Source organism: Candidatus Amarolinea dominans, from assembly GCA_016719785.1.
GTDB classification, from domain to species: domain Bacteria; phylum Chloroflexota; class Anaerolineae; order SSC4; family Amarolineaceae; genus Amarolinea; species Amarolinea dominans.
In genome coordinates, this window is the sequence record JADJYJ010000029.1 from 104,377 (window position 1) to 126,578 (window position 22,202).

Annotated in this window: 19 protein-coding genes; 11 read left to right on the plus strand and 8 right to left on the minus strand. The window is 64.0% G+C overall.

Annotated elements, in window-relative coordinates; translation table 11 throughout:
• Positions 1-154 precede the first annotated feature (154 nt).
• The 9 genes from IPM84_22280 to IPM84_22320 all read left to right on the plus strand — a co-directional run bounded on the left by IPM84_22280 (position 155) and on the right by IPM84_22320 (position 9,875).
• A complete protein-coding gene (locus IPM84_22280; GenBank protein ID MBK9095430.1) occupies positions 155-1,663 on the plus strand; it encodes an FGGY-family carbohydrate kinase in 1,509 nt (502 codons plus the stop codon).
• Between the two features lie 82 nt (positions 1,664-1,745).
• Positions 1,746-2,387 (plus strand): class II aldolase/adducin family protein, encoded by a 642-nt coding sequence (locus IPM84_22285; GenBank protein ID MBK9095431.1) that lies wholly within the window; start codon positions 1,746-1,748, stop codon positions 2,385-2,387.
• A 93-nt stretch (positions 2,388-2,480) separates the two neighbouring features.
• The gene (locus IPM84_22290; GenBank protein MBK9095432.1) at positions 2,481-2,846 is read left to right on the plus strand and encodes a hypothetical protein; all 366 of its coding nucleotides are present in this window, start codon (positions 2,481-2,483) and stop codon (positions 2,844-2,846) included.
• 47 nt (positions 2,847-2,893) lie between these two features.
• Entirely contained in the window at positions 2,894-3,541 is a 648-nt protein-coding gene (locus IPM84_22295) for an FHA domain-containing protein (protein ID MBK9095433.1), read from the plus strand.
• 5 nt (positions 3,542-3,546) lie between these two features.
• Complete coding sequence (locus IPM84_22300; protein ID MBK9095434.1) at positions 3,547-4,395, plus strand: FHA domain-containing protein; 849 nt, start codon at positions 3,547-3,549, stop codon at positions 4,393-4,395.
• Positions 4,396-4,712: 317 nt separating this feature from the next.
• Positions 4,713-7,970, plus strand: a complete 3,258-nt coding sequence (locus IPM84_22305) for an FHA domain-containing protein (GenBank protein ID MBK9095435.1) — start codon at positions 4,713-4,715, stop codon at positions 7,968-7,970.
• Between the two features lie 10 nt (positions 7,971-7,980).
• Positions 7,981-8,586: an MBL fold metallo-hydrolase gene (locus tag IPM84_22310; GenBank protein MBK9095436.1), complete on the plus strand. Its 606-nt coding sequence runs from the start codon at positions 7,981-7,983 to the stop codon at positions 8,584-8,586.
• A gap of 246 nt (positions 8,587-8,832) precedes the next feature.
• Positions 8,833-9,603: a dienelactone hydrolase family protein gene (locus IPM84_22315; protein ID MBK9095437.1), complete on the plus strand. Its 771-nt coding sequence runs from the start codon at positions 8,833-8,835 to the stop codon at positions 9,601-9,603.
• A gap of 11 nt (positions 9,604-9,614) precedes the next feature.
• Positions 9,615-9,875: a hypothetical protein gene (locus tag IPM84_22320; GenBank protein ID MBK9095438.1), complete on the plus strand. Its 261-nt coding sequence runs from the start codon at positions 9,615-9,617 to the stop codon at positions 9,873-9,875.
• 137 nt (positions 9,876-10,012) lie between these two features.
• On the opposite strand, the gene IPM84_22325 is transcribed toward IPM84_22320, so the two are convergent.
• The 7 genes from IPM84_22325 to IPM84_22355 all read right to left on the minus strand — a co-directional run bounded on the left by IPM84_22325 (position 10,013) and on the right by IPM84_22355 (position 17,797).
• Positions 10,013-10,393 (minus strand): DUF1801 domain-containing protein, encoded by a 381-nt coding sequence (locus tag IPM84_22325; protein MBK9095439.1) that lies wholly within the window; start codon positions 10,391-10,393, stop codon positions 10,013-10,015.
• Positions 10,394-10,412: 19 nt separating this feature from the next.
• Positions 10,413-10,646, minus strand: a complete 234-nt coding sequence (locus IPM84_22330; protein MBK9095440.1) for a hypothetical protein — start codon at positions 10,644-10,646, stop codon at positions 10,413-10,415.
• A 143-nt stretch (positions 10,647-10,789) separates the two neighbouring features.
• Positions 10,790-12,505, minus strand: coding sequence for a restriction endonuclease subunit S (locus tag IPM84_22335; protein ID MBK9095441.1), 1,716 nt, complete (start codon positions 12,503-12,505; stop codon positions 10,790-10,792).
• On the minus strand, positions 12,495-13,946 hold the full coding sequence (locus IPM84_22340) for an SAM-dependent DNA methyltransferase (protein ID MBK9095442.1): 1,452 nt from the start codon (positions 13,944-13,946) through the stop codon (positions 12,495-12,497). The genes IPM84_22335 and IPM84_22340 overlap by 11 nt, the downstream gene beginning before the upstream one ends.
• 4 nt (positions 13,947-13,950) lie before the next feature.
• A complete protein-coding gene (locus tag IPM84_22345) occupies positions 13,951-14,988 on the minus strand; it encodes a DUF1016 family protein (GenBank protein MBK9095443.1) in 1,038 nt (345 codons plus the stop codon).
• A 15-nt stretch (positions 14,989-15,003) separates the two neighbouring features.
• On the minus strand, positions 15,004-17,382 hold the full coding sequence (locus tag IPM84_22350; GenBank protein ID MBK9095444.1) for a DEAD/DEAH box helicase family protein: 2,379 nt from the start codon (positions 17,380-17,382) through the stop codon (positions 15,004-15,006).
• A 46-nt stretch (positions 17,383-17,428) separates the two neighbouring features.
• Complete coding sequence (locus tag IPM84_22355) at positions 17,429-17,797, minus strand: hypothetical protein (protein MBK9095445.1); 369 nt, start codon at positions 17,795-17,797, stop codon at positions 17,429-17,431.
• 441 nt (positions 17,798-18,238) lie between these two features.
• Here IPM84_22355 and IPM84_22360 point away from each other — a divergent pair, with 441 nt between their 5' ends.
• Both IPM84_22360 and IPM84_22365 read left to right on the plus strand, forming a co-directional pair.
• Complete coding sequence (locus IPM84_22360) at positions 18,239-18,949, plus strand: hypothetical protein (GenBank protein ID MBK9095446.1); 711 nt, start codon at positions 18,239-18,241, stop codon at positions 18,947-18,949.
• Complete coding sequence (locus tag IPM84_22365; protein MBK9095447.1) at positions 18,898-20,319, plus strand: hypothetical protein; 1,422 nt, start codon at positions 18,898-18,900, stop codon at positions 20,317-20,319. Before IPM84_22360 ends, IPM84_22365 begins: the two co-directional genes overlap by 52 nt.
• 11 nt (positions 20,320-20,330) lie before the next feature.
• Here IPM84_22365 and IPM84_22370 read toward each other — a convergent pair whose 3' ends face one another.
• On the minus strand, positions 20,331-22,169 hold the full coding sequence (locus tag IPM84_22370) for an APC family permease (GenBank protein MBK9095448.1): 1,839 nt from the start codon (positions 22,167-22,169) through the stop codon (positions 20,331-20,333).
• Positions 22,170-22,202: the final 33 nt, after the last annotated feature.

Sequence of the window (22,202 nt, forward strand, 5' to 3'; positions counted from 1 at the left end):
TCCATTCCAGATGTCTTCGGCGACCACATTTGGAATTCCTGGGACGCCAGGGCGCAGAGGTGTTGGGATTCGTGAGGATCCGTGGTGTTTCGTGTAGTCTGGTCGTGAGTTAAGAGGTTTTTCAATGCAAGGGCGCAGGGACGCCAGGACGCAAATGCATTCGGGATTTTATTTTTTGACCCTCGACGCCGGCACGAGCGGCGGGCGGGCGGCGATCTTCGATGGGATGGGCCGCCAGGCGGCGGTGGCGGCCGCGGCCTGGGATTACGAGAGGCCGGCCGACGCCGCGCCGTGGGGACGGGCCTTCGACGCGGGCCGGTTCTGGAACATCCTGACCGGGCTGGCGCGGCAGGCGCTGGCGCAGGCCAATGTCCCGGCCCGCCAGGTGGCCGCGGTCAGCGTGACCGCGCAGCGCGGGGGGATGGTGATCCTGGACAGGGCCGGCGCGGCGCTCTATGCCGGACCGATCCAGGACCTGCGCGGGGTTTACCAGGCCGCGGCGCTGGAGGAAACCTGCGGCGAGCGCCTGGCTGCCATCAGCGGACACGGGCCGGCCCTGATCTTTGCGCCGGCGCGCTTGCAGTGGTTTCGTGAACAGCAGCCTGACCTGTTCAGCCGCTTCGCCACCCTGCTGACGATCAGCGATTGGCTGATTTTTTGCCTGAGCGGGGCGCGCTGCACGGAGCCAAGCGCCGCGGCCGACACGCAGCTCTTCGACATCCGGCAGGGCGCCTGGTCGGCCGAGCTGATGGGCACCCTGGCCCTGCCGGCCGCGCTCTTTCCGCCCGTGCACGTCACAGGCGCGGTGGTGGGCGCAGTGTCGCCGGCGGCCGCGGCGCAGATTGGATTGGCGGCCGCAACGCCGGTGGTGATGGGAGGCGCAGACACGCAGATGGGCCTGCTGGGCATGGGCATGACCGCGCCCGGCGAGGTGGGCATCCTGGCCGGCTGGAGTATGCCGGTGCAGCAGGTGACGGCCGCGGCGCTCGACGCCCGGCGCCGGTTGTGGGTTGGCCCCCATGCGCTGCCGGGCCTCTGGGTGCTGGAAGGCAACGCGGGGCCGGCCGGCCGCGCGTATGCCTGGCTGGCCGAGGTGATGTGCGGCCGGCCCGACTTTGCGGGTCTGGAGGAGATGGCCGCGTCGGTTGACCCCGGCGCGGGCGGCGTGCTGGCCTTCCTGGGACCCCAGCCGATGAACGCGGCGGAGATGGGGCTGGCCTGGGGCGGACTGCTCATGCCGCTGGGCGCGGACTTCATTGAGGTGCGCCGCGAACACCTGGCCCGCGCCTGCCTGGAGAACATCGCCTTTGCCGCCCGCGCCAACCTGGAATTGGTGACCGAGTTGAGCCAGGCGCCGGTCGTGCAGGTGGCGGTGGGCGGCGGCCTGACTCGCAGCCGTGTGTGGACGCAGATGCTGGCCGACGTGTTGGGCAGGCCGCTACGTGTTAGTGCGCTGCCCGATGCCAGCAGCCGTGGCGCGGCGATCAGCGCGGCGGTCGGCGCAGGGCTTTATCCTGACCTGGCGACGGCCGCAGCCGCCATGACCGGCGACGATGTCAGCGTCACGCCGGCGCGGGTGGCCGTGGCCGAATACCTCGATCTGTACGAGCGCTGGCAGCGGGCCAGGGAACAGCTCGACGCGTTGGGCCAGCGGATTGATTAGCCTGCGCCGGGGCAAGGTGTGGTAAAATATAGGTAGCGGACTGTGCCCGCGGAGCGCGTCGTACAAATCGAGGAGGCTGCATGTGAGCGAATGGCTGGAGGAGCGGCGTCGGGTCCTGCTGACGGCGCAGCAGTTGTTGGAAAAGCGCCTGACCGTGGGCAGCTCCGGCAATGTCAGTCAGCGCGTGGGCGCTGAACTGCTGGCGATCACGCCCAACCGCCGTTACACCGAGGACTTGACCCCGGCCGACATCGTGGTGGCGACGTTCGAGGGCGATGTGGTGGACGGGGACGGGATTCCATCTTCCGAGCTGATGCTGCACGTCGGCGTCTACCAGGCGCGGCCGGAGGTGCAGGCCGTCATCCATGCCCACCCACGCTACGTCAGCGCGGTGGCTATGACCGGCCGACCGATTCCGCCCATCCTCGAAGACCAGATGATCTACCTGGGCGGACAGATCGAAGTCGCTGCACATGCGATGTCGGGCAGTGATGAACTGGCTGCGGCCGCGGTGCTGGCCCTGGGCGAGCGCAACGCCTGTCTGCTCGCCAATCATGGCGCGCTTGCCGTGGGCCGTGACCTGCGCGCGGCTCTCTATGCCTGTGAATACCTGGAGAAACTGTGCCTGGCCTTCTTGTGGGCCAGCCTGCTCGGCGACCCCGATGTCTTGCCGCCGGAGGTAGTGGAGACCGAACAGGCGTTCTTCAGGATGATGCGCATGTAGACGGGCCGGGAGTCCCGAACTCGTTCGGGCGGTTGATTCGCCAGGACAGCGTTGTCACGCCGGAGGCGTGACCTACGAGAGGAGTTGATTTTAATGAAAGTACCGTCGTTTATTCTCAGACAACTGTATGTCAAGGGCAGCCTGCGCGCCACCGACCAGGGCTTTGCCTTCGAGATCGCCAACAAACTTGGCTCCGGTTACAGCCGCGAGATGCGGCCGGTGATGCTGGATGGCGTCGCCTTCCCCCTGGAGCGGACCTTTTTCCGCCCGCCCGATGGACTGGAGATCGCGTTCAGCGATGTGTCAGACGACATGCCCTTCACCCTGGAGATGGGCAAGACCTTGACCATCCTGGTGGAAGGCGCCGACCTGACCCCCGGTAAGCACAAGGTCGGCATGGGCTTTGTCGTCAAGGGCATCGGCGAGCTGAGCTTCGACGTGACTGACGTTATCGAGTAAACTCAGTATTCAGCATTCTGATTTGGATTTGTGACCGGAGGCTTGAGATGTTACCACAGCTTGCGGTAGCGCCGGTGGCGGGGCCTGGATTGGCAGCGCAGTTGCGCGCCGAGCAGGGGCCGCTGGCCGGTCAAACGTTTGCGATTTCGCGCTCCCCCTTTACGCTGGGCCGCAGTCCGGAGAATGACCTGGTTCTTCCAGAACCGCTGGCCTCGCGCCAGCACGTGCGGCTGGAGGCGCGCGCGGGCCGCTGGTATTTGATTGATCTCGATTCGGCCAACGGCACGCTGCTCAACCGTCAGCGCCTGAGCGGCGAGATGGCGCTGAACGCGGGCGATCTGATGGCCATTGGGGAAACGGTGTTCGCCTTCACCGTGCCGGGGCCGGCGCGGCCGGCGGTCGTTCCGCCCGCGGCGCGGGCACGCCCGGCCGCGCGGCGCTCATCGCCGCTGGCTGCCATCGTGATTGGCGTGGTTCTGATCGCCCTGGTGGTGGCGGCGGTGCTCTTCCTGGGCGGCAGCATGCGGCGCACGGCCGATGATGCGACCGGCCCGGCGCTGCCCACGCTGCAACTGCCCGTGCTGCCCAGCGTCACCCTGCCGACCGGCATCCCCTCGTTGCCGCCGATCCCCACGGGGCTGCCATCCCTCCCCACCGGCCTGCCCTCGCTGCCCACGTTTCCCCCGTTGAGGTAGGGCCAATGATCCTGGTGATTCAATCCGCAGGAACGGGCGAGCGCCGCTTCCCCTTGCAGCGTGGGGTGTTGACCCTGGGCCGCGGCGCGGATTGCGATCTGGTCCTGGCCGACAGCCAGGCCTCCCGGCGCCATGCCGAGCTGCGCCGCGCCGGCGAGCGTTGGCAAATCGTGGATTTGGGCAGCACCAACGGCACCTTCATGAGCGGCGGCCGCCTGGCGCCGAACGTGGCGCGCACTCTGCGGCCCGGCGAGGTTGTCACCATCGGCAGCACGCGCCTGCACCTGCTGGATGAAGCGCCCGCCGCGGCCCCGCGGGCCGCTGCGCCCCCGCCGGCGCCAGACATGGCGGACGCGGCGCGGCCATCCCTGCTGCTTACGCTCTTGATCTGGTTCAGCCGCCTGCTGGTGTTGGCCGGCGCGGCCGCGTTGATGGCCGGCGCGCAGGCCGAATGGCTGCGCCTCGCGGTCACGCTGCCGCTGCTGGGCAATGTCCTCAACCGCACGATCAGCGGCCTGGAGAGCGGCTACGCTTACCTCCTGATTGGCATCGGCGCGCTCGGCCTGCTCCTGCTGCTGGTTGACCTGCTGTCGCGGCGCTGGGGCTTGGCCGCCGGATTGGCGCAGGCGCTCCTGGGCGGGTTGACCGCCGCTATCCTGGCGTTCAACGCCTACACCTATTACCAGGCCGGCGCGCAAACACTGTTTGGCATCAGCATGCTCGACGTCCTGACGCAGTATGCGCGCGATCTCGTGCAGATCACCGTGCTGCCGGGCATCTACCTGGTGGGTGGCGGCCTGGCCGGGCTGACCCTCGGCGGTTTGCTGCGCCTGATCTTCGCCGGGATGGAATGAGGGGTGAGATCAGAGATCAGAGATCTATGTGGAAGGTGGTAGATTTGTGGTTGAAAGTGAGGCGGGAAGCGGGGGCGTGAGCAGCAGTTCCAAATGTAGCCTGGTTTTTTACCACAGAGATCACAAAGAACGCAGAGAAGTTGCCGATTCGCGTCTGATCTGCCGTTTCTTTGTGTTCTCTGTGTTCTTTGCGGTTGAATGTGTGCTACATTTGGAACTGCTGGGGCGTGAGGCGTGAGGCGGGAAGCGGGAAGCGGGGGCGTGAGGGGTGAGGGGGTTCACTCGGTGTTGCGCATTCGTAATGGGGTGTGAGAATCATGGCAAATGCTTCAGGGATTTTTGGTATTTTAACCGTGCAGGTCGGCGGCAACCGCGATGAGCATCCGCTGACCAAACCGGTGCTCAATATCGGCCGCAGCAGCGAAAACGATTTGATTCTGCTGGACGACCCGCAGATTTCGCGCCACCATCTGCGCCTGACCTACACGGCGCAGGGTTTTCAGGTGCAGGATCTCGGCTCGGCTGTGGGCGCCTTGTTGAACGGCCAGCCGTTAGCGGCCCGACAGACCTACCCCATCGGTTTTGATCAGGTTGTGCAGCTTGCCAGCTTTCAACTGAGCGTGCGCCCGCCGGCGGCGCCTGTGCCGCCCAGCCTGGGGGACAAAATCCGCATCTCGGCGCGGCCGCTGCCCGGCCTGGCCGTCTACGCGGCCGGCCAGATGCAGAAGTTCCCCTTGGACAAAGCGGTGGTGAGCTTGGGCCGCGCAAGCGACAACGACATCGTCATCAGCGCGACGGTCATCTCCGGCCACCATGCACGCCTGCAGCAGATCGGCAGCACGTTCACCATCAGCGACCTGGGCAGCTCCAACGGCCTGACCTTCGATGGGCAGCGGGTGCCGCAGAAGGCGCTGCTGGACGGCGATGTGCTCTACGTCACCGACCAGGTCGCCATCCAATACCGCAGTGCGATCGGTTTGATGGGCGGCGCGGCCAAAGCGGAGGCGACGACCCCGCCCCCGGTGCAGGTGGTGGGTCTGCCCACCGACGACCAGCCGGTGCGCATCGGTCGCGCCAAGGACAATCAGATCGTGCTTGACCATCCGCAGGTCAGCCGTTACCATGCCATGATCGAGCGCATGGGCGTGGGGCGCTATCGGATTCATGACCTGAAAAGCGCCAACGGCGTCTTTGTGGGCAACAAGCGCATCGAGCGCGAGAGCTGGTTGAAAGATGACGACGAAATCCAGATCGGCCCCTTCCGCCTGGACCTCAAGCAGGGCAACATCCGCCAGATGGAAGACCGGGGCATGCGCCTGGACGTGCTGCACCTGCAGAAGTGGGTTTCCAAAGAGAAGAACCTGCTGCAGGACATCTCCCTGGCCATCGCGCCGCAGGAATTCGTGGCCCTGGTCGGCCTCTCCGGCGCGGGCAAGTCCACCCTGATGAACGCGCTGACCGGTTTCAACCCGGCCACGCACGGCGCGGTCTTTGTCAACGACATTGACCTGTACAAGAATTTTGATCTGTTCCGCAATGAACTGGGCTATGTGCCGCAGAAGGACATTGTCCATGCCGAGCTGTCGGTCTACGCGGCGCTCGATTATGTGGCGCAGTTGCGCATGCCGCCTGACACCACCCCGGACGAGCGCCACAAGCGTATCCTGGAGGTGCTCGAGGACCTCGACCTGACCGAACGCAAGGACCTGCCGATTCACAAGCTCTCCGGCGGGCAGCTCAAGCGTGTTTCCATCGGCGTGGAACTGCTCACCAAGCCGCGGCTGTTCTACCTGGACGAGCCGACCTCGGGCCTCGATCCCGGCACCGAATACAATATGATGAAACTGCTGCGCCACCTGGCCGACCAGGGACGCACGATTGTGCTCATCACCCACGCCACCAAGAATGTGATGATGTGCGACAAAGTCATCTTCGTGGTGCGCGGCGGTTATGTCGCCTTCTACGGCCCGCCCGAAGAAGCGTTGATCTACTTCGACCGCTTCCGCACCGATCAGGAGCGCCGCGAGAAGGACATGGAGTTCGACAGCATCTACATCGTGCTGGAGGATGACAAGCGCGGCAAGCCGACCGACTGGGCCGATCGTTACCAGAAATCGCCCGCGTATCAAAATTATGTGGTCGAGCGCCTGCGCAATCGGCGCGCGGCCGCGGCCAATGTGGGGCCGGACACCATCGCCCGCCGCGTCAGTTCCGGTGCGACCAAACGGGTCAATGCGCTGCGTCAACTGGCGATCCTCTCCTCGCGCAACCTCAACATCCTGATGCGTGACCGCCTCAGCCTGGCGTTGATGCTCCTGCTGGCGCCCGGCATCGGCCTGATGGACTTCATGTGGGGGCGGGACCTGTTCGACCCGGTCAAGGGTGATCCGGGCAAGATCATCACCATGCTCTTCATGATGGGCCTGATCACCATCCTGGTCGGCGCGCTTAGCTCTGTGCTGCAAATCGTCAAAGAGACCGACATCTACAAGCGCGAGCGCACGGTTGGCCTGCAGGTCGGCCCCTACATCCTGTCCAAAGTCTGGATCGGATTGATTCTGGCGCTCTACCAGGCGCTCGTTTTTCTCGTTTTCGAGTTGATCTTCGTCCATCCTGACTTGCCGGGCACAGGCGCATACGTGGCGGTCTACATCACGTTGTTCATCGGCACGCTGTCGGGCTACCTCTTCGGCCTGGCGATTTCGGCCGCCGCGCCCAATCTGAACGTGGCGCTGCTGCTGGTCATCGTGGTGCTGGTGCCGCAGTTCCTCTTCGCCGGCGCGCTGCTGCCGCTCGACCTGATCCCCGGCGGCGAACAGATCAGCGTCATTGCCTCCACGCGCTGGGCCTTCGAGGCGCTGGTCAACATCACCGAGTTTGGCAAGCCACTGGTGGACGACCCCTGCTGGGCCGACCGGCCCAAGTACGATGAGGACGGCGAAACCGGTTGGAACACGGTGCTCAACCGGAGCGATGAGGAGAAATTGGCCCTGGGCTGCACCTGTATGGGCGCGACGATCTTCGAGACCTGCAGCGCGTTCCCCGGTATTCAGAGCGCCGATTTCTACGATGACAAGGCCCGCACGCAGTTGGCCGCGGTCGAGCCGCAGAAACCGGTCTCGCCGACGCCCTACCCGTCGCCGACGCCGGTCTGGTCGCCGACGCCCTACCCGTCACCGACGCCGCTGCCCCAGCCGAGCGATCCGAGCAAATTGGACGCGTACATGGATGACAGCCGTGAGCAGGGGCGCAAGTACCAGGACCGCCGTCAGGTGCAGGGCGATGAGTACCAGGCGCAGCGTGAGGCGCAGGGCAATGAGTACCAGGATGCCCGTCAACAGCAGGGCGACGAGTACGCGGCTGCGATGGAGACCTGGGGCGATCAGAAGGCCGATTGGGAGCGCGAGCGTCAGCGCGCGGTCAAGGGCGCGGAAGGCATGCTCAAGAACATCTTCGACAACTACGGCCGCGCGTTCAAGGGCACAGTCGCCTCACGCTGGCTGGCGATGACCATCGTCATGATCGTGCTCGTGGGGCTGATCGTCTTCTTCCAGAGACAGAAGGATGTGGTGTAGAATTAGCGCCATGTCTATCTCGATTATCAACGTTGGTTATCGTTCAACGAACTACTGGGTGGTCAGCGCGGGCGCGTCGCGGCTGTTGGTTGACATCGGCTGGCCGGGCACGCTTGGAATCATGAAGGCGAATCTCAAGCGCATGGGGGCGCCCCTGGCGGAAATTCGCTACGCGCTGGCCACCCACTATCACATTGACCACGCGGGACTGGCCGAGGAGATGAAGGCCGAGGGCATTCCTCTCCTCGTGCTCGATGTCCAGGTGGATGCCATTCCGCTGATGAAGACCTGGACCAAGCCGACGGATCGCTACGTAGAGATCACGCCGCACGGCAACGTCGTCATCTCGTTTGGTGAGAGCCGACGGTTGCTCAGCCAGATCGGTATCGCCGGCGAAATCGTGCATACCCCCGGCCACTCGGATCACTGCGTCTCGCTGCTCCTCGATGACGGCTCCGTCTTCACGGGCGATCTTCCGCCGGAGGGCTACGCCTTCGACAACCCCGTGGCCCTGGGGACCTGGCAGATGCTGCGTCGCCGCGGCGCCACCCGCATCTATCCGGCCCACGGGCCAGTCCGGCCCATGGGTGAGACCTTTGCTGGCGGCAAGGGATAGAGAGGTCAAGATATTCGTATCAGACACGTAACTGCTCAGGCATCCTGCGCCGACTGCAGCCGCCGAATGAATTCGGGCCGAAAGGGCATTCTGCCGCAAGGTCGGCGCAGGCCGACCGGCATCGCGTCCACGCAGGTTGGACGCTCCGGCGGTACGCCCATCAGGCGCGATTTCAATCGCTCGCTTGCGACGGCTAATCACCAACGGCGGCGCGCAGGCTGCCAGTAAGCTTTGAAGGAGAGCACAATGTACCAAACCGATATGTACGAAGGCATGCTGGCCGAGACCGTCACGCTGCCCGGTGCGAATGGCGACCTCATCAACGCCTACTTCGCGCGGCCGTTAGGCCCCGGGCCCTTCCCCGCGATGGTGGTGGTGCACCACTTGCCCGGCTGGGACGAATGGTACCGCGAGGCGACCCGCAAGTTTGCGCACCACGGCTACGCGGCGCTGTCGCCCAACCTCTACCACCGCAGCGGGCACGGCAGCGTCGAAGACGTGGCCGCCGCGGTACGCGGTCAGGGAGGCGTGCCTGACGACCAGGTAGTGGCCGACCTGGCCGGCGCACAGCGCTACTTGCGCTCACTTCCATATGTCAACGGCAAGGTCGGCATCTGGGGCACCTGCTCCGGCGGCCGGCACGCGTTCCTGACTGCGTGCCGCGCGCCCGGCTTCGACGCGGCCGTGGACTGCTGGGGCGGCCGCGTGGTGATGACCAAAGAGGAGTTGACCCCCACGCAGCCCGTCTCGCCGGCCGACTACGTGGCGGACCTCGCCTGCCCCCTGTTGGGCTTGTTCGGCGAGGACGACCGCGGCCCCACGCCCGCGCAGGTTGCCCAGTTGGAAGATGCGCTCAAGGTGCACGGCAAGCAATACGAGTTCCACATGTACCCCGGCGCGGGCCACGGCTTCTTTTACTACCATCTGCCTGCATACCGGCAGCCACAGGCCGTGGATGGCTGGAACAAGCTCTTCGCATTCCTGGACAAGCACCTGGCCGCGCCCGCGGGCCGCTGAAGGAGGACGCCATGTGTACGATGATTGTCCAGCAGGTGACGGTCGAAGGGAGCGGCAAGGGGCCGTCCGGCTGGTTTCCGGTGGACCGCGCCAACGTGTCGTTCGACCACCCGTTCAACGCGCAGATGGAGCACGCTCTGAATATTGACTTCGTCAATGAGGCGCGAGGCCCCGCGGCGAGGGTCGCCGTAGAGCTCAGCGCCGAAGCGGCGCGCGCACTGGTCAAGACCATCCAGGACGTGCTGGCGCAAGCGGAGGCGGCGGGTTTATAGATTGAGGATTGGAGGTTGGAGGTTGCATCCAGCAGCTTCCAACCTTCAACCCCTCACGTCTCGCTTCCGGCCGGGGGTCAACGCCGCGGTCAGGCGCGGCGTCTCTGCCGCGCCCACAGGTAGCGCGCGCCAGCAGTTTAGACCCACCCGCGCGCCTGGTATGCCTCATATCCAATCTTCAACGCGAACTCAATCTGGCCCAGCAACTCAGGCGTCAGCCGCTTGACGTAGAAACATGATTTGCCTTTGAGGAGCTTGAGCAGTTCCGGCGCGAAAACGTCCTTCAACTCGGTCTGCGCGTAGATCGGCATATAGTAGAAGCCGACGTAGCCCTTCTGGATGATCAGCCCGGCGAAGTAGACCTCCCGGCGCTTGCGGCCTTCGATCACCAGGTCCTTGACCGACCACAGGTCGTAATGACTGGCGTCGTCCATCTTCGCGACCAGCGGCGGCGCGTAGGCGGCCAGTAGAGCCTTGAGTGACTCGAAAATCGCGGTCAGATCGGTGGTTGTCTCCATGTCAGTCACCTCTGCTATGTCATGTTGAGCGGGTCTGCGGCGCAAGGGTCGTTACGGCGAAACGCCAGCGAACCATCTCCCGCTCCATTATGAACACCGGGGCGTCGCCAGCCTGCGGTTTCAACCGCAGGCTGATATGAAAAACCCGTTGAAACGGGTTGTCGTCGGGCCACGCACAGTGCGCCTGCGGTTGAAACTTTCCCATCATAATCTTCGGATTCGACTGAATAAAATGAACAAGCTGTTGGTCCATTCTCAACACCTCCGCCGCTGCGATTCACACACGAGCATAGGACAGGTTGTCGGGTGAGTCAAGCAGCCACAGGGGTCCAACCTTCGTGCCCTTCGCGCTTCGCGTCCTTCGCACCACTTCGCGCCTTCGTGATCCAAAACGCCTCACGCCCCGCCCAACACCGCCGCGACCAGCCCCCGCCGCTGACCCTCCGCCCGCGCCAGCCCGGCCTCCAGCGCATCGCACAGCCGCATGAGCTGGTCCACCCTGGCGACGATGCGGTGTTGTTCGGCCAAGGGAGGAAGTGGGATAAGCGTGGCTTTTATCTTCCCGATGTTGAGGTTCGGCTGCGCTCCCCCTTCGGCAAGACTTCGCAGTTCCCGGTAGTTCTTCTGATGGAAGATCTTCACGTAAGGACGAATTTCGCAGGCGATACCATGAAACACAAGCGCCGCACACGCCTGATTTGTTGCCGCGTCAATGAGCAACTCAGAAACCTGTCCGCGCGTCTTTCCCTGGCCGTACATGGCGACTATCAGAGTATGCTTCGGGTAGATCTGGCAGTTTGTCTCTTTTAGCGCCACCTCAGTAATGAACTCACTGGCCTGAGTAATGAACGGAGCCCCAGTCACGCTACTGGTAATCCAAGGGATGTCACCGTTTTCGTAGTACTTCGATTCTCCTCGTCGCGGTGTTGACCCTGTCCTGATCAAGGTGATCGCATCTAGTTGAACCCGCGTCCATCCCGGAGGTAACGCGTGAAATAGTTCGTCAGCTCTCGCTGATGGCACCGCCTTCTCCTCCCTAACCTTCCCTTCCTTCACCAACCGCCGCCTCTCCGCCCGAATCCGCTTGAGCAGCTCGCTCGCCGGCTCATCGGCCGAGTCCTGCGGCACCAACTTGCCCTGCACCGCCAGTTGGAGGATGGCCTGGCGCAGCTCGGCCACATTGCGCGGGTCGGCGTAGAGCAAGTCAAAGGCATCGCGCACGGTGGCCCACGCGGCCGCGAACGCGTCGCTGTCCGTCGCGGCGCTCAGCCGGTGCAGCGCGGCGCGGTTGACGGTCACGAGGTCGTCCCGGGCCTGGCGCAGCTTGACCTCCAGGGCGCGGGTCTGCGCGAAGAGGGACTCGACTTTGGCGACGATGCGGCGTTGCTCGGCGAGAGGAGGGAGAGGGACCATTAGGTCGTTGAGCTGGGCTTGGTTGATACTTGCCTGACCTGTCGTCTGTTTTGCACTCTGTTCAAACTCGGTCTTAACCACAGAGGTTCGGAACACTACGTTGATGAAATGTGCTTCGGTCAGCTCTCCTAAGAAACGTACTCGGATGTTCTTGCTCTCATACACCAGCAGTTCTCTAATAACAGGAATCACGGCGGCTTTTCCCACTAACTCCCGACTGTTAACGCGATTTACCAGAAGATCGCCCTCTCGAAGCCCATACGTGGCGATTTCCGAACCGGTCAGGTCCATTCTTTTCAGATCATGAAAGGAAATCCGGCCATCCTGAATGTTGTACATCCGAAGGCATGCGACACCGTCATCATCGTAGAAATTTGCCGGCTTGTAAATCCCGTTGGACATGGACTCCGCTAGATTTCCCAAGCGCACCCACTCCCACGACTCCGGCAATTCGTATGGCATGGCCGCCGGTTCAATCCGTCGCGATACCTTCGACTCCTCAAGCTTCCCTTCCTTCACCAACCGCTGCTTCTCCGCCCGAATCCGCTTCAGTAGCTCGCTCGCCAGCTCGTCCGCCGGGTCCTGCGGCACGAGCTTACCCTGCACGGCCAGCGCCAGGATGGCCTGGTTGAGCCGCGCCACGTCCTCCGGCGTGCGGACCAGGGTCTCGAAGTGGGGAAAGAGCAGGTCAAGGGACATGGGGGGGCCGTTCCAACGCGGTCAGCAGCTCGGCCTTCAACGCGGCGCGGGCCGCGGCGATCTCGGCCTCCAGGCGGCGATAATCGGCCAGCAGCCGGACCGGGTCGCCGTGGGCCGCGTCCACGCTGTTGGGGTTCTTGATGTCCAGGTTGTAATTGCGCGCCTTGATCTCGGCGATGCTCACGCGCCAGGCGTACACGTTCTCCTGTCGGTCGTGCCACCACGCCTTCTCCCCGTCGAACTCCTCGATGCGAATCGGCCGGGTCTTGGTGTACTTTTTGTATCCCGTGGGCAGTGGGTGCTCGAAGTACCACACCTCGCGCGTCGGCTCCCCTTTGGTGAAGAAAAGCAGGTTGGTGTTGATGTCGGTGTAGGGCGCAAAGACGCCGTTGGGCAGCCGCACCACGGTGTGCAGGTTGCAGCGCTCCAGCAGGTGCTCCTTCAGCCGCGTCTTCACCCCTTCGCCGAACAGCGAGCCGTCGGGCAGCACGATCGCGCCCTGGCCGCCGTCGCGCAGCAGGTGTACGATCAGCGCCAGGAACAGGTCGGCGGTCTCCTTGGTCTGGAACTGCGCGGGGAAGTTGCTCTCCACGCCCGGCTCCTCCATGCCGCCGAAGGGTGGGTTGGTCAGAATGATGTCCACGCGGTCGGCGTCGCCGTAGCTGCGATAGGGCCGCCGCGCCAGCGCGTTATCGCGGTCAATCTGCGGCGTCTCGATGTCGTGCAGGATCAGGTTGGTGATGCAGAGCAGGTGCGGCAGCGGCTTCTTCTCCACCCCGCGGATGGCCAGGCCGAGCTTCGCCAGGTCGGCCGGCGTCCGCGCCTGGCGCTTCAGGTGTTCCAGCGCGCAGACCAGGAAGCCGCCGGTGCCGCACGCCGGGTCGAGCACCACCTGGCCGAGCTGCGGGTCGGTCATATCCACCATGAACTGCGTCACCGCCCGCGGCGTGTAGTATTCGCCCGCGTTGCCCGCGCTTTGCAGGTCGCGCAGGATCTTCTCGTAGAGGTCGCCGAAAAGGTGCCGATCCTCCAGCGCGTTGAAGTCAATGCCCGCGATCTTGTTGATCACCTGGCGCAGCAGCGTGCCCGACTTCATGTAGTTGTACGCGTCCGCGAAGACATCGCGCACCACGAAGCCGCGCGGATCATCGCCCGGCGCCAGCGCCAGCTCCTTCAGGCCGGGGAACAGCTCATTGTTGATGAAGGCCAGCAGCTCATCGCCGGTCATCCCCTCGTCGTCCGCGGCCCAGTTGCGCCAGCGCAGCCGTGCAGGAATCGGCGAGACGTAATGCGGCCCGATCTCGTACTCCTGCTCCTTGTCGTCGAAGATCTTCAGAAACAGCATCCAGACGAGCTGCGAGATGCGCTGCGCGTCGCCGTCCACGCCCGCGTCCTGGCGCATGATGTCCTGGATAGATTTGATCAGGGTGGAGATGGACATGGGATTACGCAGGCTCCTGGTCGGGGGATAGCGCGGCCTCTAGCTCCTCAATCGTTGGCATACTGCCGCGCAGGCCCTCCGGCAGCGCCCGCGTCAGCTCATAGGCCGACACGCCAATGGGCTTGCTCAGATCGCGCAGCGCGTACTCCACGATCACCCGGTTCTTCTCGCGGCACAGGATGAGGCCGATGGCGGGCTGGTCGTGCTCCCCCCGCAGGCGGTCATCCACCCCCGACAGGTAGAAGTTCATCTTGCCCGCGTCTTCCGGCTGGAACGCGCCGCTCTTCAAGTCAATGACCACAAAGCAGTGCAGGCGGAAATGATAGAAGAGCAGGTCGAGGTAGAAGTCCTGGTCGCCGATCTCCAGGTGGTACTGGCTGCCGACGAACGCAAAGCCGATGCCAAGCTCGAGCAGGAAGGCGCGCAGGTGCTCGATCAACGCCCGTTCCAGATCCCGCTCGTGGGCCTCCGCACCCAGGCTGAGGAAGTCGAAGGTGTAAGGGTCCTTCAATAACTGCTGGGCCAGCTCTGATTGAGGCGCGGGCAAGGTGCGTGCGAAGTTGCTTTGGGCCGCGCCCAGCCGCTCGTGCAGCCGCGTGTCAATCTGATGCACCAGGATGTTGCGGCTCCAGCCGTTCTCGATGGCTTTATGGGCGTACCAGATACGTTCTGCTTGATCGGCAATGCGATCAAGGAGCCGGACGTTGTGTCCCCAGGGCAATTGTGCAACAACCTGTTGCACAAATTGCTCGTCCGGCCACGCCTCAGCGAACGCCCGCATGTACTTCAAGTTGCGCGCGGAAAACCCCTTCATCTCCGGGAAGGCCCGGCGCAAATCCTGCGCCAGCCGGTCAATCACCTTCGCGCCCCATCCCTGCGCGCCCTGCTGGGCCAAGATCTCACGGCCGATCTGCCAGTAGAGCAGTACCAGCTCGCGGTTGACGGAAAGCACAGCCCGCACCTGCGCGCCGCGGATGCGTTCCTGCAAGCCTGCCAGAAGCGCAGCATAATTGAAGGGTATTTCCAGTTCGGAAAAAGGCATGATCGTCTCTCGCTTTCAGGCGGCGCGATAAATCTCCCGCGCCAACGCGGCCAGCGCCTCGAAGTAGCGTTTCTTGCCGCCGAACGCCTTCAGGATTTGCACCGGTTGGCCGATCTGGTTGAGCGGCGGCAATTGCAGCACCCCGGCCGCCTTGTTCTCGTCGCGCGCTTCTTCCACGGACGCGATGCCCTGGTCCGCGTACTTGTCCAGCAGCGCTTCCAACGTCCGCCGCGCCATGCCGCCGTATTCGTCGAACAGGGCGCTGCGGCGCGCGCTGCGCGCGCGTTCGCCCCGCGTCAGCGGCGGCCGGTCGAAAGCCACGTGACAGATCAGGTCGAACGGGTCGAGATCAGCATTGGCGGCCTCCCGCAGCTTGTCCAGCAGGAAGCCCTGCTCCAGCAGCTCGGCCAGCAGCGCGTCCTTGCGCGCCGCTGCGTTCCAGCGGGTCAGGAAATCGTCCAGCGATGCGTACTGGCGGCGCAAATTCTCCCGGCTGAACTCGCGGAAGGACGCGGTGCGCAGCTCGCCGTTGCGGTCCAGGTACTGCACCCGTTCGGCCAGGATGCGCACCTCGACGCCGTTTACGTAGTATTTGGCGCGGCGCTGCGGCCGTTCCACGATGCGCGCGCTGGTCTCCTGGCCCTGCCCAACCTGGTAATCGGCGGCCGGGAATTCGACAGCGTCTGCCGTCTCCGGCGGCACGGCCGGATCGTCCGGCCCCGGCTCGTAGACCTGCACCGGGTCGCCGTCGAACGCGGGGTCGGCGAAGAGCCGGGTCACGTTGCGGAAGTCCATGATGGTGAAGTAGGTCTTGCCAAAGTCCTCGCGGATGCGCGTGCCGCGGCCGATGATCTGCTTGAACTCGGTCATCGAATTGATGGTCCGATCGAGCACGATCAGCTTGCAGGTCTGCGCGTCCACACCGGTGGTCATCAGCCGCGAGGTGGTGGCGATGACCGGGTAAGGCTCCTCCGGGCTGATGAAGTTGTCCAGTTCGGCCTTGCCCACCGGGTTGTCGCCGGTGATGCGCATGACATAACGGCGGTTGGCATTCACCAGGTCGCCGTTCATGTTGGCGATGGCGTGGCGCATGCGCTCCGCGTGCTCGATGTCCTCACAAAAGATGATCGTCTTCTGCATGCGGCCCGTGGCGCGCAGATATTCCGTGACGCGCCAGGCGACGAGCTGCGTGCGCTCGTCAATCACCAGGGTGCGGTCGAAGTCGCGGGAGGTGTACCATTCATCAGGAATCGGCGCGCCGTAGCGGTCGAGCTGACCCTGCCGCGGCCGCCAGCCGTCCACGTCGCGGTCCAGGTCAATGCGGATCACCTTGTAGGGGGCCAGGAACCCGTCGGCGATCCCCTGGCGCAGCGAGTAGGTGTAGATCGGCTCACCGAAGTAGTCCATGTTGGAGACGTCCTTCGTTTCCTTGGGCGTGGCGGTCAGGCCGATCTGCGTGGCCGAGGCGAAGTATTCCAGCACCTCGCGCCAGGCCGAGTCCGCGTCCGCGCTGCCGCGATGGCACTCGTCCACGATGATCAGGTCGAAGAAGTCGGGGGAGAACTGGCGGTAGATGTCCTGCCATTCCTCCGTCCCGGAGATGCCCTGGTAGAGCGCCAGGTAGATTTCGTAGGACTTGTCCACCTGGCGCTTGACGACCTTGGTCATCTTGTCGCCGAAGAAGCGGAAGTCGTTGGTCATGGTCTGGTCAACCAGGATGTTGCGGTCGGCCAGGAAGAGCACGCGGCGCACCTTTTTGGCCCGCCACAGCCGCCAGATGATCTGAAACGCGGTGTAGGTCTTGCCGGTGCCGGTCGCCATCACCAGCAGGACGCGCTTCTGCCCCTGGGCAATGGCGCGCACCGTGCGGTTGATCGCCACCTCCTGGTAGTAGCGCGGCGCGCGGCCGTAGCGGTCGTAGTAGTAATCTTCCGCCGCCACCTTCGCCACCTCGTCGGCCATGCCGGTCTGCCGCATGGTGCGCAGCCACAGCGCCTCCGGCGAGGGGAACTCATCCAGCCGCAGCTCGCGTTCCAGCGGCCCATCTGTCAGGGTGCGGTCGTGCTCCATGAAGCCGTCGCCGTTGGAGGTGTAGACGAACGGCGCGTCCAGCAGCGCCGCGTATTGCAGCGCCTGATCCATACCTGCGCTCAGGCTGTGGTTGTTATCTTTGGCTTCGACGATCGCCAGTGGAATGCCGGGTTTGTGTGAGAGGAGGTAGTCCACCCGTTTGCGCTCAGCGCTGCGCATGGACAGCGCGCCGCGCACGATGACCCGACCCGCGTCGAAGATCACTTCCTCGCGGATTTGACCCGGCTTCCAGCCTGCGTCCTGGATCGCGGGAGTGATGAAGCGGGTGCGGATTTCCTGTTCGGTCAGCAGCTTCTTGTTCATTTGACGTTGCCACGCGTCAGGCGCTGCCGAAGCGCCTGGCACAGCTCTATTTTGCCGCGCCGGCCGGCAGATCTAGCCGTTCGTCCACCCACTCGCGCAGCAGCGCGCTGAACGACTTGCGGGCTGCCACAGCCTCTGCGTGCAGAATGCCTTTCATGAAGTCGCTGACGTAGATCGTGATGGCATTGGGGTGGTCGCCGTTATCGCCTTGCTCGAACCGTTCGAAGTAGTCTGTCGGGTACAGGTAATCCTCACCGGATTCGTCAACGACGCGCAACATCGCCCCGTCGTTCTCGACCGGCGGCGCCAACCTGTAGACCTGCCCTACCTGCAAATCGTCCAGGACATCATCGAACGGTTTTCCATCCTGGTCGTAGATGAACGTTTCGTTCTTGACACAGCGAACGTATTTCATGCGAGCCTCTCCAGCCGATACTTGTCCTTCATGCGCTTTCGCCGGGCGGGGGGGGGCCGCGGCCCCTTTTGTCCGGGGGGGGGCCTCCGGGGGCCGCCCCTGGCGCCGGGGGGGGTGTTTCGGGCGCCTTGCAGTTTGAGTCCCTGATCTCACTGACGATCTTGAACTTCATTGCTGCGGACTCCGATGTGGCCTTTACCCGACCCTTACCCGGAGATTATACCTGGAACACAGGCCCAGGTCAATCTACCCAAAAGGCATTCTTGATGTCATAGCGGCGACTTGACGCCTTCTTGTTTTGTGGTATGGTCATTCCACCAAACGAAACCATCGAGACTGACAACAAGAAACGATGCCTCGAATCACACCGCCAGAGAGCCCTGGTTGGCGCAATTCGTGGCTTTCTCACCATATCAACTCTCGCTTTTATGGAGGAGCCGCATGAAAGACCTGGATAGGATGGATTCCCAATGGGTTGAGATGGTCGCATCGAAACCGGCACACGTTTTGTTCCGCGGCGGCGCTGAACGCCTGGTTCTCCTGGTGACCATCGCTGTGATGGCGGTAACGTTCATGGCGATCACAGCACTGGCCCCGATGCCCGCGGCCGGCAGCCACAACGGCCGCGCCGAGATCAGCACGCCTGCAGTCTCGAGAGCGTTCTTCCCCCACGTGCCTCACCAGCCCACGCCGACGCCGACGCCAACGTCAACTCCTACCCCGTTGATCGAACTGGTTGGGCAAATCGGCGGTTTCATTCGGGCGGTGGAGGCGCAAGGGGGCTACGCCTACGTCGGCGTTGGACCGCGCTTGCTGATTCTAAATGTCAGCAACCCCTCCCATCCTGTGCTGGTGGGACAAAGCCCTGTCTTGCCTACCTTTGTGAAAAGCGTCAGTGTTGTGGGCGATTTTGCGTATGTAACGAAAGGGTACGGTGGTTTACACATCATTGACGTCAGCGATCCGGCCAACCCCACCCTGCGCGGCGCGTACGATACGCCAGGGCCTGCCTGTGGCATCAGCGTGGTGGGCAGCCTGGCCTATGTGGCCGATGGGGGAGCGGCCTGCAGATCATTGACGTCAGCAACCCGGCCAACCCCGTGCTCCGCGGCAGTTATGACACGCCCGGATATGCCTACGGCGTCAGCGTGATGGGCAGCCTGGCCTACGTGGCCGATGGGTATAGTAGTGGTCTGCAGATCATTGATGTGAGTGACCCGGCCAACCCCACCTGGCGCGGCGCGTACGATACGCCAGGGCCGGCTTATGACGTCAGCGTGGTGGGCGGCCTGGCCTATGTGGCCGATGGGTACGATAGTGGTCTGCAGATCATTGATGTGAGTGACCCGGCCAACCCCATCTGGCGTAGCGCATACGATACGCCAGGGCAGGCCCACAGCGTCAGTGTGGTGGGCAACCTGGCCTATGTGGCCGACGGTAGCCGCGGACTGCAGATCATTGATGTGACTGACCCCGCCAACCCCACCTGGTATAGCGCATACGATACGCCAGGGCAGGCTTATGACGTCAGCGTGGTAGGGGATCTGGCCTATGTGGCCGATGAGCAGGGCGGCCTGCAGATCATTGACGTGAGCGACCCGGCCAATCCCGCCTGGCGCGGCGCGTACGCTACCTCAGGGCAGGCCTTTAGCGTCAGCGTGGTGGGCAGCCTGGCTTATGTGGCCGGTGGGCACATTAGCGGTCTGCAGATCATTGATGTTAGCAAACCCGCCCACCCAGTTTTTCGCGGTGCATACGATGCGCCAGGGCCGGCTTATGACGTCAGCGTGGTGGGTGGTTTGGCCTATGTGGCCGCTGGGCGGAGTGGCCTGCGGATCATTGACGTCAGCAATCCGGCCAACCCTACTCTGCGTGGCGCATACGATACACCGGGGTTTGCTCGAGCCGTTAGTGTGGTGGGCAACCTGGCCTATGTGGCTGATTGGGATAGTGGCTTGCAGATCATTGACATCAGCAACCCGGCCAACCCTACCTGGCGCGGTGCGTACGATACGTGGGGGGCTACGGGCGTCAGTGTGGTAGGCGGTTTAGCCTATGTGACCGATTGGGGCGACGGCTTGCAGATCATTGACGTCAGCAACCCGATCAACCCTATCTGGCGCGGCGCGTACGATACGCCGGACGAGGCCTGGGGCGTCAGCGTGGTGGGTGGTTTAGCCTATGTGGCCGATCACATCAGCGGCCTGCAGATCATTGACATCCGCGACCCGGCCAACCCCACCCTGCGCGGCGCTTACGATACGCCGGAGTATGCCAATGAGGTCAGCGTGGTGGGAAACGTGGCCTATGTAGCCGATGGGAGCAGCCTGCAGATCATTGACGTGACTGATCCGGCCAACCCCACGCTGCGTGGCGGGTACGTTACACCAGGGTTTGCCTTTGGCGTCAGCGTCGTAGGCAGGCTGATCTATGTGGCCGATCAGGAGGACGGCCTGCTGATTTTGCGTCTGCATTGCCCAGGTGTCCACAAAGACGGCTTTCATGCGGCCGGCCTGCCGTAGAGATAGGACGGTCAGCGCCGCAGATGATAGGGCACGTCAATGATGACGCGCTGGAAGCCTTGCCGACGCCGGCGGTAGAGGAGCGCGACCTTGAGCAGGCGGGCGGTCTGGTTGTGCAGAATGCCATGCCAGCGTTTCGCCGGGACGAATTCGGGCAGGATGACGACGGCGAGTTGCCCGTCATGGTGCTCGCTATCGGTCGCGTCCAGGTAGTCCAACAGCGGCCCCACGAGCGAGCGGTAGGGGGATGGCACCACGACCAGCGGCACATCCGGCCACCACGCTTCCCATTCTTGCTGGATATGCGCGCCCATGCCTGGCTCCAGCTCCACGTAGACCGCGGTGATGTCCTGCGCGATAGTGCGCGCAAAGCCCAACGCGTCCACGATGCCGCGATGGATGCCGGAGATGGGAATGACCACGCGCGGTGCGGGAAAAGGCTTGAGCGATGGCGGCAGGCCACGCAGCGAAAGCTGGCTGGCAACCGCGCGATAGTGGTGGCGAATTTGCCCGAATCCGAGGGTGAAGGCTGGAATGACGATCACGGTCAGCCAGGCGCCGTCGCGGAATTTTTCCAGGAGCACCACCAACAGCGTGACGGCCGTGGTCACCGCGCCCAAGCCGTTGATCGCGGCCTTGAGCTGCCAGCCGCGCCCGTGCGTCCGCGCCCAGTGCCGCACCATGCCGATCTGCGAAAGGGTGTAGGCCAGGAAGGCGCCCACCGCAAAGAGGGGGATCAGCGCATGGCTGTGGCCGCGGGAGACGACGATCAACGCGCCGGTGATCAGCGTCAGCCATAGAATGCCATTGGCAAAGACCAGGCGGTCGCCCAGGCCGGCTAACTGGCGGGGCAAGAAACCGTCGCGCGCCAGCAGCGCGGCCAATTGCGGGAAGCCGGCGAAGCTGGTGTTGGCCGCCACGGCCAGGATCAACAATGTGGTGACCTGGATGACCCAGTAGGCCGGCCCTGTGCCGAGGATGGACCGCGCCAGGGCCGAGAGGATGGTTTCCTGCGGACCGCTGATGACGGCCAACGATTGCGTGATCCAAATGCTGGCCGCGAACAGCACACTCATCAGCGCGGCCATGACCAGAAGGGTGCGGCCGGCGTTCTGGGCGGCCGGGGCGCGAAAGACCGGCACCCCATTGCTGACCGCCTCGATGCCGGTCATCGCGGTGCAGCCGGTGGCGAACGCGCGCAGCAGCAGGAGCAAGGTCAGCGGTTGCAGGGCCGGCGGGGCGGTGGCGGCCAGTGAGACAGGCCCTTCGCTGATCACACGCCAGGCGCCAAAGGCCAACATGGGGAAGTAGCACAGCAGGAACAGGTAGACCGGGATCGTCATCAGGCTGCCGGTCTCACGCACGCCGCGCAGGTTGACCAGGGTGATGACGGCCAGGATGAGCAGGGCCGCGGGCACCCGATACGGCCACAGAGCGGGCGCGGCCGAGGCGATCGCTTCCAGGCCGGCGGTCAGGCTGACGGCGGCCGTCAGGATGTAGTCAACGAGCAGCGCGGAGGCCGCCAGCAGGCCGGGCAAGGTACCCAGGTTTTCCCGCGCCACCACGTAGGAGCCGCCGCCCGACGGGTAGCCGTGGATGGTCTGATAATAGGAAAGGGCCACGATCAGCAGGAGAGCGGTGATCGCCAGGCTGATGGGCCAGGCCTGGCTGAGGCCGACACTGCCCGCGACCACCAGGGCCAGGTAGATTTCCTGGTTCGCGTAGGCGAGAGACGAGAGCGCGCCGGGTGAGAAGGATGCCAGGGCGCGCACTTTGTTCAAGCGTGTCTCGCCGAGTTGTTTGGTGGGAACCGGGGAACCGATGAGAAGATTTTTCAGCGTATCGAGCATGACGAGGTCTTCACCCTCCGTGCATGGAGTATA